We start from the raw sequence: 19066 nt of genomic DNA on the forward strand, positions 1-19066 counted from the left end.
GCAGCGCGCGGTGCGCGGGGCTCGGCGAAGGCCGGCGCGGCGGCGATCAAGGCGCGGGTGTAAGGCTGGGTCGGCTTGGCCAGCACCTGCTGCGGCGTGCCGTGCTCGACCAGCCTCCCGGACTTCATCACCAGCACCCGGTCGGCGCGGTCGGCGGCCACGCCCAGGTCGTGGGTGATGATCAGCAACGAGATGCCTCGCTCGCGCACCAGCCCCTCGAGATGATCGAGAATCCGCTGCTGCACGGTCACATCCAGCGCACTGGTCGGCTCATCGGCGATGATCAGTCGCGGGTTGCCGGCCAGTGCGATGGCGATCAGCACGCGCTGGCGCATGCCGCCTGACAGCTCGTGAGGGTACTGCCGGGCGCGCAGCGTCGGGTTGTCCAGGCCGACCTGGGCGAGCAGCTCGCCGACATCGTTGTCCACCCCGCGGTAGCGCCCACCTCTGGCCAGCACCAGAGCCTCGGCGATCTGCACGCCGATGCGCTGGGTGGGGTTGAGGCTGACCATCGGGTCTTGAGGCACCAGGCCGATGGTGCGGCCGCGGAGTTGGCGCTTGACGCGTTCGCTGGCCTGGCTCAGGTCCTGCCCGGCCACCACCAGCCGACCGGCGGTCAGCACGGCGCTGTCAGGCAGCAAGCCGAGCATAGCGTTGGCCACAGTGGTCTTGCCCGAGCCCGATTCTCCGACGATGGCCAGGGTCTCGCCCTGGGCCAGGCTGAACGATACATCCGTCACCGCCTGGGTGTGCTGCGCACCCTGGCGGTAGGCGATGCCCAGGTTGTGGACTTCAATGAGCGCGTTCATCGCTTGATCTCTTCAAGGGTGCGGGCCAGGTGATTGAGGCTGAACACCACGGCCACGACAAAGACGCCGGGCAACAGCGCCACCCATGGCGCGGTGATCAGAAAATGCCGGCCGGTGGCAATCAGCGTGCCCCATTCCGGCGCCGGTGGCGCGGCGCCGAAACCCAGGAAACTGAGGCCTGCGGTGGCCAGAATGGCGGCGCCGAAGTCCAGGGTGGCGAGCACGGCGACCGGCCCCCAGGCGTTGGGCAGGATGTGCCGCCACAACGTCTGCAACCAGCTCGCGCCGCCCAAGCGGGCGGCCTCCACGTAGGGCAGGGTCTTCACCCGCAACACCTCGGCACGGGTGGTGCGGGCAAAACCGGGAATGATCCCTACACCCACGGCAAGGGCTACCGGCAAGGTGCCGAAGCCGATGGCGGTGACGATGGCCAGCGCCAGCAGCAAGCCAGGCAGGGCCAGCAGCACGTCGATCACGCGCATGATCAGCGCATCCACGCGGCCCCCGGCGAACCCCGACAGCACGCCCAGGCTCAAGCCGCCGAGCAGGGCCAGGCCAACCGCCAGCAGCGCTGCCTGAATCGACAGGCTGGCGCCGTGGATCACGCGGGTATACAGGTCGCGGCCCAGCTCGTCGGTGCCGAACCAATGGGTGGCGTTGGGCGCGGTGAGCTTGGCCAGCGGCGCCGTGGCATTGGGGTCGAAGCCGCTCAGCACGCCCGGTGCCAGCGCAGCCAGCAAAGCAAAGGCGACTACCAGCGCGGCCAGCATGAAGCCGGGCCGGCGCAACAGGGGACGTGAAGCGCTGAGCAGGCGTGACCAGCGATTGCGCCGTCGCCATGGCGTGGTGGCCTCCACTGGCAATGGCGCGGATGGCGTCGTAGCCGGCAAGCGTTGTATCGACGGCGAGCCGAACCGACGGTCGAGGTTGTGCACGGCGTTGGATGAAGGCATGAGCGGAATCCTTGGCAGGCCTAGGCCGCACTGGGCGCACGGGGCGCGTGGGTGATACGGGGGTCGAACATCGGGTAGAGCAGGTCCACCAACAGGTTCACCACCACGAAAGCGGCCGCGGAGATGGCGACGATCGCCAGCACCACCGGAATGTCCTGGCGCAGTACGGCTTCCTGGGCCAAGCGCCCGACACCGTTGCGGCTGAAGATGGTTTCCACCAGCACCGCACCCGACACGGTGTTGCCGACCTGCAGGCCGAACAGCGTGAGAATCGGCAGCGCCGCGTTCTTCAGGCCGTGGCGGTACTGCACCTGGGCGCGGCTCAGACCCTTGGCGTAGGCCGTGGTGATGTAGGGCTCGCGCCACACCTGCTGAAATCCGCGTTGCAGCACCTGGGCATACACCGCTGCGCTGGGGATCGCCAGGGTGATGGCCGGCAGCACCAGGCTGTCCAGGCCCTGACTGCCGGTGGCGGGGAACCAGCCCAGGCCGAAGGCGAACACCTGGATCAGTAGCAGGCCCAGCCAGAACACCGGCACTGAGAACCCCAGCGACGGCAGGCGCGCCATGGCCGATTGCAAGGGTTGCCAGCGCACGTAGGCGGTCAGGTAGGCCAGGCCGATGCCGCCGATCAACGACAGCACGATGGCCGAACCGGCCAGGGTCAGGGTTTGTGGCAGGCGCTCGGCCAGCAGCGCAGTCACGGGCCGGTTGAGCGACAGCGACTGACCGAAGTCACCGTGCAGGGCCCGCCAGAGCAGATGCCCGTACTGCTCGAACAGGCCGCGATCCAGCCCGTAGTAGGCACGTGCCTTGGCCAGGTCCGCTGGCGACAGCGCATCGACTTCCAGGCCCGAGGCGCTGAGCATGATCGACAGCGTATCGCCGGGCAGCAGGTAGAGGATGAAGTAGGTGATGGTGTAGGCGCCCCATAGCACCAGCAGCGCCTGGCCGACACGCCCCAGCAGGTAACGGTTCATGGCGTGCCGACCTCGATGTCACCGAGGAAGGCGAAGCCTTCTGCGGTCCAGTGGAAGTTCTTCACCCGAGCCGCCGTGGCTGCCTGCCAGACACGCTCGTAGATCGGGATGGCCGAGGCCTCGTCCACCAGCAGGTCCTGCAGATCGCCGTAGGCCTTGGCGCGTTGCTCGGCTCGAGTGGCAGTGATGCCAGCGTCGAACAGCGCGGTCGCCCGGTTCAGGGTCGCCGGTTCGTAGGTATTGGTGGCCAGGGTCGAGCTGTTGGCGCTGCGCGGATCGAGAATGGTCTGCAGAATGATCGGATCGGCGCGGGTCATGTAGGTGGACGTCAGGTCGTAGTTGCCCTGGGCATTGGCGGCGGTCCATTCGGCGCGGGTCACCACGTTGAGTTTCAGGTCGATACCCACCTTGCGCAGTTGATCCTGCACCAGCACATCGCCGGCCGTTTCACTGCCGTTGATGTTGTAGGCCAGGCTCAGGCGCTTGCCGTCCTTGTGTCGATAGCCATCGGCAGCCGGTGCCCAGCCTGCCTCGTCCAGCAAGCGTGCGGCGCCGACAGCGTCGTAGCCAAGCTTGGCGCCCTGGGCCTTGAAGTACGGCGTGGTGCTGTCGTACACACCGTTGACGACGGGGAAATCGGCGTTGTACACGGTGCTGGCGTAGCTCTTGCGGTCGATGGCCTTGAGCAGTGCCTGGCGCACTTTCCTGTCGGCCAGTACACGGCCGTTGCGGGTGTTGGGGTAGAGGTTCAACGCGGGGCCGGGCAAGGCGCGGCTCTGAATGGTAGCGCCCTTGCTTTGGTACAGCTTGAGGTCGACCTCCGAGAACGGATTGCGCGGCCACAGCACATCGACCTTGCCCTGCAGGAACAATCCGTTACGTACGCTTTCCTCGGCGATGTAGCTGATTTCCACGGCATCCAGATGGGCGTCGGCCTTGTTCTTCATGTTCGCCGACGCCCAGTGGTAGCCCGGTCGACGGGTCAGTCGGGCGCCGCTCTCCGGCGTGTAGTGCTCGAGTACGAACGGCCCGGTGCCGATGATCTGGCCGAGCGAGCGCTGCTTGGCGGTCAACTGGTAGGAGGCAGGTGCAAGAATCGCCAGGTTGGTGGTGGACGTGGCCTGCAGGAAGCCGGCGTTGGGTCGTGACAGCACCAGTTTGACGGTGAAGTCGTCGAGCACTTCGGCATGGTCGTAGCCGGCCAGGTAGGTTGCGCCGAAGGTCGCCGGCAGCTCCTGGGCGAATGCCTTGTCGCTGTCGAACGCGGCCTTCACTGCCTGGGCGTCGAAGCGCTCGCCGTTGCTGAAGGTGACGTCGTCACGCAGTTGGAAGGTGTAGCTCAAGGCATCGTCGCTGATGTCCCAGCTCTTGGCCAGCCAGGGAATGATCTTGCCGGTGTCCGGGTCCTGGTCGGTCAGTGATTCGGCGACGTTGCGCAGCAGCACGCGATGTTCGAGCCAGTAGACCTGGAACGGGTCGACGCTGACCAGGGTGGTGTTGTCGCCGAAGAAGGCGATCTTGAGGGTCTTGTCGGCGTGTTCGGGGGCCGAGGGCGAGCAGCCCGCCAGTGTTGCGAGCAGTATGCCCAGTGCCAGCAGGCGGGGGCGTTGGGGCAGGTTCGAAGCCGATGGGTGGGTTGGGTGGGGCATGGGTGAGGGTCCTTTGTAGTGCTGTGATCGGCTTGGGTTTGGGGTGGGGGCGTTCGCGGGCAGAGCCCCGCTCCCACAGAGGTTGGTGGTGCCTGTGGGAACGGGGCGGGCGGCAAGTTCTCTGTGGGAGCGGGGCTCTGCCCGCGAATGGCCCCACTTCGATTCAGGTAGCGAGCGCTCGTGGTCTGTTGGCTTGCGGCAAGGGTCCATCGGCCACCTGAGGCGGGCCTGCTTCCACGCCCAGCAGCCCCAACAGGCGTCGGCGAATGGCATTGAAGGCCGGTGTGCCTTTTTCCCGAGGGCGATCCAGGCCAATGGGCAGCGCTTCGGCAATGCGCCCGTTCTTGAGCACGATGATGCGATCGGCCAGCAGGATCGCTTCCTCGACATCGTGGGTGACCAGCAGCACTGCAGGCCCGTGGGCACGCCATAGGTCGATGATCAACTGATGCATGCGAATGCGGGTCAGCGCATCGAGGGCGGCGAACGGTTCGTCCAGCAGCAGCAGGCGAGGCTCGCGCACCAGGCTGCGGGCCAATGCCACGCGCTGGGCTTCACCCCCGGACAAGGTGGCGGGAAAGGCATCGAGCCGATGCGCCAAACCCACTTCGGTCAGCGCCTTGACCGCACGCTCGCGGGCCTGGGGGGTGCGCACGCCCAAGGTGACGTTCTTCCACACGCGCTTCCACGGCATCAGGCGCGGTTCCTGGAACACCGCCGAGCGGGCCGCAGGCACCAGCAGCCGGCCACCTTCGATCGGGTCGAGCCCGGCCAGCGAGCGCAGCAGGGTGGTCTTGCCCGAGCCGCTGGCGCCCAGCAGGGCAACGAACTCGCCGGGCGCGATGTCCAGGTTCAAGCCGTCGATGACGCGGTTGGTGCCGAACTGACGCACCACGTTCTGCAGGCTGACGGCGGGTTGTGGGTGCAACGGGCGGGTGACGTTGTGTGCGGTCATGGGATCAGCTCTTCACGAAGGAGGGGCGCCAGGCCAGGGCGTAGTGCTCCAGGGCGCGGATGATGCCGTCGATCAGCAGCCCCAGCAGGCTGTACACCAGCAGGCAGATGACGATGATGTCGGTGCGCATGAAGTCGCGCGCGTCGCTGGCCAGGAAGCCGATGCCGGAGGTGGCGTTGATCTGCTCGACGAACACCAACGCCAGCCAGGAGATCGCCAGCGAATAGCGCAGGCCGACGAAGAACGACGGCAGCGCGCCGGGCAATATCACGTGCCAGACCAGTTCGCGACGGTTCAGCCCCAGGGTGTTGCCGGCTTCGATCAGCTTGGGGTCGATGCTGCGGATGCCGGCGAACAGGTTCAGGTACACCGGAAAGGTGGTGCCCATGACGATCAGCGCGACCTTGGTGAATTCGCCGATGCCGAACCACAGAATGAACAGTGGCACCAGCGCCAGTGAGGGTACGGTGCGCAGCATCTGCATGGGTGAGTCGAGCAGCACTTCGCCACGCCGCGAAAGGCCGGTGAGCAGGGCCGCAGCGGTGCCGATGAACACACCAATGGCCAGGCCCGACACCGCGCGCTGCAGGGATATCAGCAGATGCGCCGGGAGCTCGCCGCTGATGGTCAGCGCCCAGAACGTCACACCGATGCTCGACGGCGCGGCGATGATACGCGGCGGGATCAGCCCGACCCGCGAGGCCAGCTCCCAGAGCACCAGGATCGCCAGCGGGCTCAGCAGCCTGAGTACGAAGCCTGGCACCTGCACGCCGCGCCGGGATGCGCTGGGCGTGACTTCGAGCATGTGGATGGGCGCCCTGGCGATCGGCGCAGAGGCGATTTCAGGTGGCATAGTCTTGGCCCTCGCGATCGAGCTGACGGATCAGGGCGTCCCAGTGCAGTTGGATCTTGGGGTTGTCGCCGCTGGCCGCACTGGCGGATTGCTGATGCACCTTGTCGATGGCCGCCTGCGGCGCCAGCAGCAGGTCGGTATTGCCGCCGGCCTGGGCGGCGATCTGGATGTTGCAGGCCCGCTCCAGCCCATGCAGTTCGCGGAAGGCATGTTCGACACTGACGCCTCCGGTCAACAGGCCGTGGTTGCGCAGGATCAGGATGTTGCTGTTGCCCAGGTTGCGAACCAGGCGCGTCTGTTCGTCCAGGTCCAGGGCTATGCCTTCATAACCGTGGTAGGCGACGCGGCTGTAGTAGAGCAATGCGTGCTGGGACAACGGCAGCAAGCCGTTGCGCTGGGCCGACACTGCAGCACCATCGCGGGTATGGGTGTGCAACACGGCTTTGAGGTCGGGGCGTGCGCGGTGGATGGCGCTGTGGATCACGTAGCCGGCGTGGTTGATGCCCAGCCCCAGTGGATCGTCGATCAGCTCGCCGTCGATATCCACCTTGACCAGATTGGATGCGGTGATTTCATCGAACAGCAGGCCGAAGGCGTTGATCAGGAAGTGCTCCTGATCACCCGGCACGCGGGCCGAGAAGTGCGTGTAGATATGGTCGGTCCAGCGCAGTTGCGCGGCCAGGCGATAGGCGGCCGCGAGCTTGACGCGCACCTCCCATTCCTGCGGCGTGACACGCTGGCGCAGCGTGGGCGTGGAATCGTGCAGAACGGACAACGAAGTCATCGGGTCTCTCCTGAAAAACGTGCGTGCCGGCGGCGACGGCACATGAGTGCGATCGCCGCTCGGTCCGGTTTCATCAGGTCCCGAGCAGCCAGTGATGTAGGGGCGTTGCGGTGTCAGATCACCTTGAAGCCGTGGGTGCCGTCCCTGGCCAGTTGCTCGACCAGGCCGAACTCCCAATCCAGGTAGCCTTGCATGGCTTGGCGAGGGTTGTCGGTGCCCTCGTAGGGGCGCCGGTAGCGGTCGCTGCGGGGCACGGCCAGATGGCGTTCGCCGGCTTCCACCGGCAGGCCCTGGGCCACCCAGGCGGCGTTGCCACCTTCGAGGAGGAACACCGGTTTGCCGGTCAACGCCTGCAGATCGGCCACCGCGAAGCGTGCCAGCAGGCCGCTGCCGCAGGTCACCACGTAGCGTTCGGCCACGGGTACGTTCTCCAGGGCCTGGGGCAATTGCGCGCGCAGTGCCCAATGGGCACCGGCGATATGACGTTGCACGTGGTTGGCGCTGCTGGTGAAGTCGAACACCTGGGTGTTGCCCTCGCGTTGCCACCGAGCGAGCGTTGCCGGGCTGATCGTCTCGGCTTCCGGCAGGGTCGGCAGGGGCGTCTGCCAGGCGCCGTCGGCAGTGAAATCGCTGGACTGTGCATCGTCCAGCACGAACACGTCCCAACCCATCTGGGCCAGCCACGACGCGCTCATGTTGGCGCGTACGCCGTCGTCGTCCACCAGCACCAGCCGCGCACCGCGCACGCTGGCGAAATGATCGGTTTCCTGCACCAACTGGCCGCCCGGGGTAGAGCGCGCCGCAGGCAGGTGCCCGGCCGCGTATTCTTCCGGGGTGCGCACGTCGAACACATAGGTGGTGCGGCCCTGTTCGGTTTGCCAGCGGGCCAGCGCTGCAAGCGTCGCGCGTTGCACACCGGCCCTGTCCGCGACCGCGCGTGCCGACTGCGCCGCTGCCGCGCGGGTGTGCTCGGCGACTTCGCCGAAGCGACGTTGCTGGCCATGTTCCAGTGCCTGACCGGCGAGTGTCCAGCCAATGGTGCCGTTGCGCAGCGCCGACACCGGGTTGGGAATGCCCGCATTGACCAGCGACTGCGTGCCGATAATGCTCCGGGTGCGACCGGCGCAGTTGACGATCACTCGGGTCTGCGGATCGGGCGCGAGTTCGCGGATGCGCAGCACCAGTTCGGCGCCTGGCACACTGATGCCGCCCGGAATGCTCATGGTCTGGTATTCGTCGAAGCGTCGTGCGTCGACCACCACCACGTCGGCCCGGCTGTCGAGCAGGGCCTGCACGTCCTCGGCCGCCAGTGACGGTGTATGCAGCAGGCTTTCGACCAGCTCGCCGAAGGCCTTGCTCGGTACGTTGACGTCGCGAAACAGCTCGCCGCCTGCATCGTGCCAGCCGGCAAGCCCGCCTTGCAGCAGCGCCACATCGGTATAACCGAGCGCTTGCAAGCGTTGCGCGGCCACGGCGGCAAGGCCTTCGCCGTCGTCATAGACGGTGATGGCCGTATCGCGGCGCGGTACCCGGGCGTAGATGTCCAGTTCCAGCCGGGACAGGGGGATATTGGCGGCGAACAGCGGGTGAGCCTCGGCGAAAGGCGCCTCTTCGCGGACATCGATCAATGCCACTTCCTGGCCGTCCAGCAGTGCCTGGCGCAAGGTGGAGTAGGGGCGTACGGCAATCTGGCTCATGCGGGTGAACTCTCTTTTGGCGGGCGCTCTTTGGACAAGTCCCAGAAATTGGGGATGCCGGCATTGGAATAACCGGAAATGAATGGCTTTTCTTCGCCGCTTTCGCTGTACACAGCGCGCGCTACCGCGCCGATATTGGCGCCGTAGACATGGATGCTGATGGACACCCGATCGTGGAAGGCATTGCTGACTTGATGGATGTCGCCGATGTTGGGTGATACCGCTTCGACCTGGCCCGGCCCGAGGCGGATCGGCGCGCCGTCGGGCACCAGGCGCCCATCGGCTTCGCGGCTGAAGCCTTGGGAAAACTCGGCACCGCGCAACATGCCGATCAGGCCCCAGACGCGATGGTCATGGATCGGTGTGCTCTGCCCAGGGCCCCAGATGAAGCTCACCACGGAAAAGCGCTGGCGGGCGTCGGCGTGCAGCAGGAATTGCTGGTAGCGTTGCGGATCGGGCTGGGCAGCGATGGCCGGCAGCCAGTCGTCGTGGCTGACCAGCCGCTGCAGCAGCACTGCGCCTTGTTCCAGCACCGCCGGCTCGCTGGGTTCGCGATCCAGCAACTCGGCCAGGTCGCCGACGAACTGGCGAAAGCGGTCATAGCGCAGTGGATGAGTCATTTCAGTAGCCCTCGAACAGATTCGTTATTACCCTAGCAAAGGGATTAAGCTTCCCGAAATTCAATTTGTTCATAAGCTAATATGCGAAAAGCGAATGAAGATAGATGACATCCAAGCGTTCCTGGCAGTCGTGCGCCTGCAGTCCCTGAGCGTGGCCGCCGAATCCCTGCAGCTGACTCAGTCCGCCGTCACCCGGCGCCTGCAAAGTCTCGAAGAGTCGCTGGGCGCAATTCTGCTCGACCGGCACACCAAGCCGATGAAACCCACGGCCATCGGCCTGCGCGTGTATGAACGCTGCCAGGGCGTGATGCGCGAGGTCGATTCGCTGCACGAGCTGGTGGCCGAAGACGCAGCGCCCTCCGGCACGCTGCGCCTCGGCGTGCCGCAGACGGTCGGTGACGCCGTGCTGCTCGATGCCCTGCAAGCCTTGAAGCAGCGCTTCGTCGATTTGCACGTGCAGGTTGCCCACGGCTGGGGTGGACAGCTGGTCCAGCGTATCCAGCACCGTGAGCTGGATGCGGCTGCGGCGTTGTTCCCGGCAGGCAAGGTGTTTCCCGACGGCGTGGTGGGTCACTCGCTGGCGCGCATGCCGCTGCTGGTGGTTGGAGCCAAGGGCCTGGATTTCGGCAAACGCTGCAAGCTGGCCGACTGCCAAGGCGAAGGTTGGGTGCTGAACCCCGACGGCTGTGGCTTTCGCGCTGGTCTCTCGCACGCCCTGGCCGAGCAGGGCCTGAGCCTGAAACTGAACCTGGAGACCTTCGGCACCGACCTGCAATTGGGCCTGGCGGCCAGCGGCATGGGCCTGGGTCTGGTCCCGGCACCGCTGTTGCAGCACAGTCGCCACCGCGAACAACTGCAGGTTCTGCAGGTGGCGGATTTCAAACCCATGGTCGACCTGTGGCTGGTGCATGCGGCGTTCGTCGGCAACCTGCAAGGCGCGATCAGGCTGTTCGGGGAAAGCGTGGCACAAGGGATGAATACGGACTGATGGAGCAAGATATGTGCGCGTTTCGCATATTAGGATATGCCTAAAATGATCTTTACTCATGTCCTTGAAGGTGCGTAGATTAGTCCACAACCACAGCGCTGCCGCTTCGAGTTGCGTTGCCGTGCACTTGTCCGACCGAGTTTCCGCCATGCCCCAGTTAGACCCCGACGCCCTTGCCGCGCTCACCGAACGAATGGCACTGCACGCCGAGCGCTACGACCGCAGTGGCGAGTTCCCCCATGACAACATCGACCACCTGCACAGCCTCGGCCTGCTCGCGCTGACCGTGCCCACGGCCTATGGCGGCGGCGGGGCCGACCTGGCAACAGCGCAGAAAGTGGTGGCCGCAGTCGCCAAGGGCGAGCCGGCGACGGCGTTGATCCTGGTCATGCAGTACCTGCAGCAGGCCCGCCTGCACCAGAGCGAGCGTTGGCCTCAGGCATGGAAGCAGCGCCTGGCGCTGGACGCCTTGGAAAGCGGGGCGCTGATCAATTCGCTGCGGGTCGAGCCCGAACTGGGCACGCCGGCCCGCGGCGGCCTGCCCAACACCGTGGCGCGACGTACCGCCGAGGGCTGGCGACTGAACGGCCGCAAGATCTATTCCACCGGCAGCCACGGCCTGACCTGGCTGCTGGTGTGGGCGCGCAGCGATGATGACGATCCGTTGGTGGGTTCCTGGCTGGTGCACCGAGACACCCCCGGAATCACCATCGAAGACACCTGGGACCACTTGGGCATGCGTGCCACGTGCAGCCACGATGTGGTCTTCGACGACGTGCTGGTGCCGTTCGACCAGGCCGTCAGCGTGAGTCCGGCCAGCACGCCGCAGCCGGAACTGGACGGCGAAGGCCTGCTGTGGATGGCGGTGCTGATGTCCAGTGTCTACGACGGCGTGGCCCAGGCCGCACGTGATTCGTTCATCGATTGGCTGCAGCACCGCGTACCGGCCAATCTCGGTGCCGCCCTGGCGACGCTGCCGCGCTTCCAGGAACGGGTCGGCGAGATCGACAGCCTGCTGCTGGCCAACCAGGCCCTGTTGCAATCGGCCGCCGAAGGCCGCCTGCCCGCCGAGCGCTGGCCCGCCATCAAGTACCTGGTGTGCAACCAGGCCATACGCGCGGTGACCCTGGCCATCGAAGCCGGCGGCAACCCGGCGCTGGACCGTCGCAACGCGCTGGAAAGGCACTACCGCAACGTGCTCTGCGCGCGCATTCACACGCCTCAGGATGACAGCGCCCTGGTTGCAATAGGGCGTCAGGCACTGGCGCTCTGACACCCATCAACGAGCTCACGAAATTTTCATGTGCCGCTGATTACAGTGGCGTCCCTTGTTGGGGAGTAGCCTGCTCTGGACCTCGGTCCAGCGCGTTCGTGTCAACATTCTCGGCTGCCTGCCGTGGCACGAACACCTTGTGGTTGGTGAGACCAATGATGCATCCATGCCTAAAGCCGGGCGTGTGGTCGCGTCGTTGACTCATAGCCCGGCTGGATCTTCGACCGTGAACCCCATTTCCATCATCTTCGTCGCCCTGGCGATGTCCACCGACGCCTTCGCCGCCGCCATCGGCAAAGGCGCGACACTGCACAAACCGCGATTCACGGAAGCACTTCGTACGGGTGTCATCTTCGGTGCTATAGAGACCATCACCCCCTTGATAGGGTGGTTCATAGGCCAGGCGGCGACTGAGTACGTTCAAGACTTCGACCACTGGATCGCCTTCGTGCTATTGGTGGGACTTGGGCTGCACATGATTTACAACGGCGTCAAGGATGAAGCCCCTGAAGAAGACAAGCCGCAACAGCATTCCTTTGCCATTCTGGCCGTCACCGCCTTTGCCACCAGCATCGATGCTCTTGCGGTTGGCGTAGGCCTGGCCTTCGTCGACGTGAACATCTGGATTGCAGCCGCCGCCATCGGCGTGGCGACCACGGTCATGGTCACGATCGGCGTGATGCTGGGTCGGGTACTGGGCGTCGTGGTGGGCAAGCGCGCGGAAATCGTGGGCGGCATCGTGTTGATGCTGGTCGGTGCGGTGATTCTCTACGAGCATTTGTCTGCGGCGTAATCGGAGCAGTGGACTGCTCATGGGCTGCGTTTTCCGGCCCGGTTGGCGGCGGCAGGTGAGGGGCCGCCGCACAGATCCTGGGAGTGCGTCGTTGGATTACTCGCCCGGCGCCCACACCTCCACGTTCACCGCATCGATCCGCTTGGGAATCAGCTTCTCGTCGTGAAAGGCATCGGCGATCTTCTGCTGCTCGGCCAATCCTTCGCGGGTGACGGGCTGCACATCGTAGCTGCGGCGGGCGTTCGCCTGCTGCACCACTGCCGGGTCAAGATTGCCCCAGAGCGGACCCAGAATCGCGGCGGCGTCGGCCGGGTTCGCCTTGACCCATTTGCCAGTTTCGGCCAAGTCGTCGAACACCGTTTTCAGGATCGCCGGGTTGGCCTTCGCATAAGGCGTGCCTGCCAGATAGTAGCGCTTGTACGAGGCCAGGTTTTCGCTGCCCGCCAGTACGCGGGTAGGTTGGTGCTGCTGCGCGGCACTGAGGAACGGTTCCCACGCCACCCAGGCATCCACCTTCTGGTTTTCGAAGGCGGCGCGACCGTCGGCGATGGTCAGGTAGGCCGGCTTGATGTCAGTGAACGTCAGATCACCCTTGCGCAAGGCCGCCAGCAGCAGGTAGTGAGCCCCTGCCGCCTTGGTGACTGCTACGGTATGGCCACGCAGGTCTGCCAGCGATTTGAGCGGCGAGTCCTGCCGCACCAGAATCGCCTGGGCCTGCGGTGAAGCCGATTCGGACGCGTAGTAGGTGAGCTTGCCGCCGGCAGCTTGAGCGAACACCGGCACCGTGTCGGCAACGTCTGCCGACAGGTCGACGTTGCCGACGTTAAGCGCTTCGAGCAGCGGCTGGCCACTGGCAAATTCGTGCCAGCTGACGCGCACGCCTTTGTCTGCCAGTTGCTTCTCCAGCGTACCTTGCTGCTTGAGCAGCACCATCAGCGTCGAGGACTTCTGGTAACCGATGCGCAGCTGGGTTTCTGCCGCTGCCGAAAAGCTGAAGGCAACGCCGAGCGCAACGCTGAGGCTGGCGGCAAGCAGGTGCCGCGGGGTGAAGAGGGTGGACATGGTTTCAAGTCTCGTCTCCGACGCATCCGCGGGGCGCGGTCGGCTCGAAGAGAACGGGGAAGGGCATGCCGGTGATCCGGTGAAGCGACTATAGAAGAACAGTTCAACGCACGGTAATGGCGTTTAGTTATCAGCTTATGCAGCCTCACCGGCCAAACTGATTCGCACTGCACTTCACCCGCCGGTTCTTTATCGATGCGAAAGGTTCTCAGTAGGCGCCTGTCATCTTCGCATATACAAATTTCTCTTTTAAAAACATACACGTACCTATCACTTCTGTCAGGCGACGTCCAAGGAAACATTACCTAGTGTGGCGGCTTCACTGCGCAGCCCGTTCGCGGGCCTGCGCCGAACAGCCAAGGTAGATAGCCATGAAAGATGAAACGCCGGCGGAACGTACCCTATCCGCACATTTGAAGAATATCGCCGTCAATGCCGAACAGCACCAGACCCTGTCCAAGGTTCAAGGCTGCACGGCAATGGAGATCGCTCAAGGCAGCGTCGACGACCTGATCAAGCTCGGCAAGGGTTTTGACGTAGATCAAGCGCAAGCCTTGCATCAGCGCGCCAGCTCGGTGGCCGTGCTCGCAGCGCGACAGATGCGCGAACAACGCCTCAAGGCCAGCGAGCCGGCTTCGGCGGCCATGGCCCGCAGCGGCGTCCGTGCGCTGGTCGACGGCCCCAGCTTCGAAAGCCAGTTCACCCCCAGTTGGTCGAGCAACTGCATGCCCGGCGCTATCGAGGCAACCTCCTCGCCTGCGGCTTATCTGACCAGTCTTTACCGTCTTGCCACCCAGACCATCGAGCCTCTGGCAATCGAAGGTGAAGCCATCACGCTGGCCAAGCGTCGTCCCGATCTGGTTGACCTGACCTTGGACCCGGTGAGCCTGGAGCGCGTCGAGCCGACTGTAGTGATCGTCAATGAGATTCTCGAGCGCGCCGCGCGCGAGTTTCTGGACGGCCGCAACCGCAGCGAAGAAGCGGTAGACGATGTACTGCTGGCCACCCGTTATCCTTTCCAGTTGCCGTATGAGCGGTATCAGGCGCAGATCAACCATGTGCTGCAGCGCAAGCGCTACCAACTGGGTGACGTGGTTCGACAACTCGATCCCAAGTTCCCCTATTTCAAGGAGCAAGGGTTGCATTCGGCGGCCTCCGACGATGCCCTGCAACTGGACGCCGCGTTTGGCCCCGAGCAGCGCGCGCTGCTGCTGGAAGCGCCTTATTTTCCGCTGACGAACCTGGCCCGCAAGGCCCCAGGCCTCCAGCGTCAGGCAGCCATGGCCGTGGCTCAGGCCAGCTTCTACAACCGTCACTACGGTGTTGCCAACGCCGAGCCGCTGGTGGATATCCCTACCTTCTGCAAGCGCACGGGCATCAACCAGGCGCAACTGGAAGACCTGCTGTCCATTGAAACGCGCGCACCGGTGGCTTCGCCCAATGTGGCCGGGTTGGCGCCGGCATCGCCTGCCGTGGTCGGTTCCAGCTACATCAACGCGGGTACCGCGCCGACCTTGGGCGTGGTCAGTGAGGGTGGGGCGATGCACCGTTTCATCGGCCACACCGATGGCCATTTCGACCGCCTGCAACGCATCATTCGTCTGTCGCGCTGGATGGAGCTGAGCTTCGCCGACATCGATCTGCTGCTATCGGCAGCCTTCAAGACCGAGCACGGCAAGACCCCGCACGCTTTTCAGATCACCGAAAACACCCTGCGCATGCTGGGTCTGTTTCGCCAACTGCAGCGCGATTTCAAGGTAACCGCTGAAGACTTTTCGGCGCTCGTTCATGGCGTAGGCCTGTATGCGTGCGGCAGTGACACGCCGCAGTTCGATCGCATTTTCAATGCCAGCGGCCTGTTTGAAACGCCGTTGTGTCTGGACGACAGCGTATTTCCAATCGTCCCGGCGACGGAGAATCAGTACCGCAAGGTCGATCATCTGTGCAGCGCGCTGGGCATCAGTTTCGAAACCTACGTCTATATCGCTCGCTACATCGCTCAGGGGCTCCACAGTCAGGGCAACGAAAGCATGGCTGACTTCGATATCAACAGCTTGCGGTGGTCCCACGCTGTAGTCTCGGCGTTCTACCGCCTGGTGAAGCTGCCACGCTATCTGGGCATTTCGAGTATCGAGGCGATTGCCTTGCTGCAATTGATCAACCAGAGCGCCAACCAGTACATCAACCGCCTGGCGCAGCCCCGGCTTGCTGTGCATCAGCACTCGGAAACGACTGACACCCTGAGTGTGATCCAGTCCTTGGCCGATGTGATCAAGTGGTGCAACACGCATCAGTTGTCGGTCAACTGGTTGTATCAGCAGGTCATGCCACTGACTCCCGTTGCGGCAGCGACCGAGCACGAGATCGATCTGCTCAAGCAGATTCAATCACGTATGGGAGCGGTATTGGTCAGCCAGGCGACCTTCGTCGAAGCAGGTGCACCGCAGTATTCAGCGGGTGATGCGCCAACTGCGATTGACTGGCTGGCTGAATTCGAAGCGCTCGTTTCCGGTGACGGCCTGATCATTGATCGCAGCATCATGGCCCCCGAGTACGAGGACGAAGCCTACTATACCGAGCGGCTGCTGGAGCTGATCGATCGCGTGATGAGCCGCCATGGCGTCACAGCGATCTCCGACCTGCGCATCAAACTGTTCAGTGTGGTGATGGACGCCCGTGCCGCTCAGCAGAGCCTGGTTTGGGAATGCCTGGCCAGCACCTTGAAGGTGACTGCCGAGCAGTGCCGCGAGCTGCTGCTGTGGGCGCGTGGCACGACCTATCAGTTGCTTGCCGAAGTACTGCGGGTGTTCGCCATCGAGGGGGGCGCCGGTGTCGCGGTGCCCGTGGGCGATGAAGTGCTGACCATCCTGGCACGTCTGGCCCGCCGGGCAGCGATCGCGCAACAGCTGAACGTCAGCGCCATGGCCTTGCGCAGTTTTGTGCGTAACCCTGAGTGGTTCGGCCGCCCGGCGCAAGTTCGCCGAACCAGATCCGCCACCTGGTCGATCGACGACATCGGCTTTGCAGACCTCTACAGCCTGGTGCAGTACCAGCGAGTGGTGAAATTCAGCCGTCGCGGTGAGCAGGAGTTGCTCGACTACCTACAGCTGGTGAACAGCCTGCCCCAAGAGCTCAGCGATGCCGATGCCGAACTTGTGCGCGAAGATGCTGCGGGCAAGATCGCCGGATTTATCGGCTTCGGCACTCGCGACATTCTGCAAACAGCCGCGCTGTTGGCTGACAACGGGATTCTGCTGACGGTGCTGGAACTGGATCACCTGATCCGTATTCGCGAGTTCTGTAACGAGCTGCAATTGGGCACCACGGCAGTGGTCGACTTGAGTCGGCTGCGCAGCGACAGTTCGCGCAACGACTACCGGGCCGCTGGCGAGGGTGCCTTGGCCAGCTTGACCGCCAGCCTGTCAGGTGAAGGCAAACAAGTGGAAGGTGAACTGGGGCAAAGCGAGTCTTCATGGATCATTGTCGACCGTGAGCTGTTGGTGGCCAGGACCGACGAGGTCGCACGCTTCACCATTACCGTCAGAAACTTCCTGGGCCAGCCGATGGGTGGTATTCGAGTCGCCTGGCGTACCAGCCTGGGCGAACTGCAATTACCCGCGATGACGGAAACCGACGCCAATGGCGAAATGACCGCGACCCTGATGGCTGGCGATGAGATGGGCACCGCTCAGGTCACCGCCACCTACGGCCTGGACCGGCAGATCCAGGCGCCGCTGGTGCGGATCGATTGCGATGAAAGCACCCTTGACTTCATCGAGGTGCCCCATTACCCGAATCCTGCCGAGGCGCTGGCGGGTGACCGTGAAGAAATCGAGTTTGCGGTGGAACTCGTGGATATGCATGGCAACGTGGGTCGCGATCGTGTGGTGCAGTGGGAGACGGACCTAGGTCAATTCCAGCGTCCGCAGACGCGCACCAATAGCGAAGGCCTGGCGTATGCGACGTTGCACAGCAAGCCGTCGGGTCCGGCCAGCGTAGTAGCGGTGTTCGAGTTCAACGGTAACGAGCACGCGTTTCAACCCGTCAGGTTCCTGGAACAGCCTTACTTTCAATACATACGCTTCGCGAGCGCCATCGCGGCGACCCAGCCGGTAGAGGTCACTTGCCGCATTATCAACCTGGATGAAACGCCTGTAATCGGCGCCACAGTGACTTGGGGTTGCACCGTCGGCGGCTTTGATCAGCAAGCTACGAGCATCACCGATGGGCAGGGTATTGCCCGCATCAATTTCACCGCAGCCCAGGCAGGGTCCGTGATAGTGAGCGTTGATGCCACTGTGTCGGACACCCAATTGCGCCCCCTCGCCAGTGCTGCGACGCCTATCTTCGAGCTGCCAAGACTGGTCGAACATGCACCATTGGAGCAGATTTTCGGCATCGGCCAGTCACGCCCAGCGCAGTTCCGTGTACGCCTGGAGCCAGCATTGAGCCGCTACCCCGTGACGTGGCACCAAGGCAGTAGGGAGCTCGGAACCAGCTACACCGATAGTCAAGGTTGGACCGCATTCGAATATCGCTTCGCGGCGGGTGATCACGGCCAGAAAGTGGTGACAGCGCGAACCATTGGGGTAAACAACGCGGCTGATTTCGCAGTCGCAGTCATGCACGCTCACGAATCTTTACAAGTGTCGTCGCTGGGTGAAACGGGTGATCTGTTGAATCATTCTGATGGCAGCTCGTTCGTCATAGGGCGTGGTGGGCAGGGAGCATTGAGCGTACGTGCTGTCCGTGGGGATATCGGCGATGATCGTGCATGGGTGCAATGGAGCTTGGTTGGCGGCGCTGCCGACATGCAAGGAATTGTCATTTCACCTGCAGCGGGCGAGAAAGCCTATGCCGATGAGCAAGGGCACATGCATTTTGATTTCAATGGGGAGTACGCCGATTTCAAAGAAGGTGGTGCAGCGGATAACGTGCTTGTCTTGAGATTCGAGAGCAATTTGGGTGTCATTGAAACCCGAGAAGTGCATGTGAAGGAGATCGTGACACTTGGCATCTTTCAAGCTTGGAGGCAGCATGACTACCTAAATACCCACGGGCTCAGTGTCCAGCTGAACTCGCAAAGTGGACGTCCGCTGATAGGCGGCACGGTGCACTTCAGGCAAACGGATGGAAACCCCCCGGAAAGACCTCTATTACCAAACAGTGCTGGGGGCTGTGCTTACAGAGGAATCTATACCAGTAATAACCGCTGGGATAACACGCTTACTGTACGCCCGGATACCTGCGCGGTGTTCAGGGACGGAATGAACACTGTTGATCATGTGAACTTTGTTATCCCCGAAGACCGGCGAAATCTGCCGGCGGCGTTCAGAACTGTGGCCAGTAGCAGTGATTCACGCGTACGGTTCGAAGGAAACATTGCTTATGTTCCCAAACGCGCCGAAGTGCCGATGACGGTCAGGGTTCTGTACGGTAACGAACCCGTGCTGGCTATAACTCCTGCTGGCTATAGGGTCGTCTCGACACCTGGAACCTGCGGCCCGGATGGCTACATGGAATTGATGCTGTCCGAGACTCAAACCAGTCCGTACAGCGTGATGGACAATTTCGTAGGCTACGAAATCATGAAGATCATTCCGGAATAAAAGTGTCTGGTTGATCAATTGTATTGCCCTTATTATCGAGA

13 protein-coding genes and 2 pseudogenes are annotated in these 19066 nt (G+C 63.5%); 5 read left to right on the forward strand and 10 right to left on the reverse strand.

Annotation, left to right across the window (positions count from 1 at the left end):
- From IFU31_RS18345 to IFU31_RS18385, 9 genes and pseudogenes are all read right to left on the reverse strand, one after another.
- A partial coding sequence (locus tag IFU31_RS18345) for an ABC transporter ATP-binding protein (RefSeq protein ID WP_192104058.1) occupies nt 1-809 on the reverse strand: 809 nt, incomplete at its 3' end.
- Nucleotides 806-1762, reverse strand: a complete 957-nt coding sequence (locus IFU31_RS18350) for an ABC transporter permease (protein ID WP_192104060.1) — start codon at nt 1760-1762, stop codon at nt 806-808. The genes IFU31_RS18350 and IFU31_RS18345, both read right to left, overlap by 4 nt.
- Nucleotides 1763-1782: 20 nt before the next feature.
- The gene (locus IFU31_RS18355) at nt 1783-2742 is read right to left on the reverse strand and encodes an ABC transporter permease (RefSeq protein ID WP_192104062.1); all 960 of its coding nucleotides are present in this window, start codon (nt 2740-2742) and stop codon (nt 1783-1785) included.
- Nucleotides 2739-4391, reverse strand: coding sequence for an ABC transporter substrate-binding protein (locus tag IFU31_RS18360; RefSeq protein WP_192104064.1), 1653 nt, complete (start codon nt 4389-4391; stop codon nt 2739-2741). Before IFU31_RS18360 ends, IFU31_RS18355 begins: the two co-directional genes overlap by 4 nt.
- Nucleotides 4392-4554: 163 nt before the next feature.
- Nucleotides 4555-5346: an ABC transporter ATP-binding protein gene (locus IFU31_RS18365; RefSeq protein WP_192104066.1), complete on the reverse strand. Its 792-nt coding sequence runs from the start codon at nt 5344-5346 to the stop codon at nt 4555-4557.
- 4 nt (nt 5347-5350) lie between these two features.
- Nucleotides 5351-6127: pseudogene (locus IFU31_RS18370) on the reverse strand (ABC transporter permease); the annotation flags it as partial.
- 61 nt (nt 6128-6188) lie between these two features.
- Nucleotides 6189-6983 (reverse strand): class II aldolase/adducin family protein, encoded by a 795-nt coding sequence (locus IFU31_RS18375; RefSeq protein WP_192104068.1) that lies wholly within the window; start codon nt 6981-6983, stop codon nt 6189-6191.
- A 113-nt stretch (nt 6984-7096) separates the two neighbouring features.
- Nucleotides 7097-8680, reverse strand: coding sequence for a rhodanese homology domain-containing protein (locus IFU31_RS18380; RefSeq protein ID WP_192104070.1), 1584 nt, complete (start codon nt 8678-8680; stop codon nt 7097-7099).
- A complete protein-coding gene (locus IFU31_RS18385; protein ID WP_192053757.1) occupies nt 8677-9300 on the reverse strand; it encodes a cysteine dioxygenase family protein in 624 nt (207 codons plus the stop codon). Before IFU31_RS18385 ends, IFU31_RS18380 begins: the two co-directional genes overlap by 4 nt.
- Before the next feature lie 94 nt (nt 9301-9394).
- Here IFU31_RS18385 and IFU31_RS18390 point away from each other — a divergent pair, with 94 nt between their 5' ends.
- From IFU31_RS18390 to mntP, 3 genes are all read left to right on the forward strand, one after another.
- Nucleotides 9395-10288 (forward strand): LysR family transcriptional regulator, encoded by an 894-nt coding sequence (locus IFU31_RS18390; protein ID WP_122479283.1) that lies wholly within the window; start codon nt 9395-9397, stop codon nt 10286-10288.
- 148 nt (nt 10289-10436) lie between these two features.
- The gene (locus IFU31_RS18395) at nt 10437-11561 is read left to right on the forward strand and encodes an acyl-CoA dehydrogenase family protein (RefSeq protein ID WP_192104072.1); all 1125 of its coding nucleotides are present in this window, start codon (nt 10437-10439) and stop codon (nt 11559-11561) included.
- A 226-nt stretch (nt 11562-11787) separates the two neighbouring features.
- Nucleotides 11788-12354 carry a manganese efflux pump MntP gene (mntP, locus tag IFU31_RS18400; protein ID WP_192057570.1) on the forward strand — a complete coding sequence of 189 codons (567 nt, stop codon included), beginning with the start codon at nt 11788-11790 and terminating at the stop codon, nt 12352-12354.
- Between the two features lie 96 nt (nt 12355-12450).
- Here the strand turns inward: mntP and IFU31_RS18405 are convergent, their stop codons facing one another.
- The gene (locus IFU31_RS18405; RefSeq protein ID WP_122479280.1) at nt 12451-13416 is read right to left on the reverse strand and encodes an aliphatic sulfonate ABC transporter substrate-binding protein; all 966 of its coding nucleotides are present in this window, start codon (nt 13414-13416) and stop codon (nt 12451-12453) included.
- A 644-nt stretch (nt 13417-14060) separates the two neighbouring features.
- Between IFU31_RS18405 and IFU31_RS21935 the strand changes: the two are divergent.
- Nucleotides 14061-14735: pseudogene (locus IFU31_RS21935) on the forward strand (Tc toxin subunit A); the annotation flags it as partial.
- Between the two features lie 24 nt (nt 14736-14759).
- Nucleotides 14760-19025, forward strand: coding sequence for an Ig-like domain-containing protein (locus tag IFU31_RS21765; protein WP_342345294.1), 4266 nt, complete (start codon nt 14760-14762; stop codon nt 19023-19025).
- The last annotated feature ends 41 nt before the right edge of the window (nt 19026-19066 follow it).

Origin of the sequence: Pseudomonas sp. CFBP 13602, assembly GCF_014842725.1 — a bacterium.
GTDB lineage: Bacteria > Pseudomonadota > Gammaproteobacteria > Pseudomonadales > Pseudomonadaceae > Aquipseudomonas > Aquipseudomonas baltica.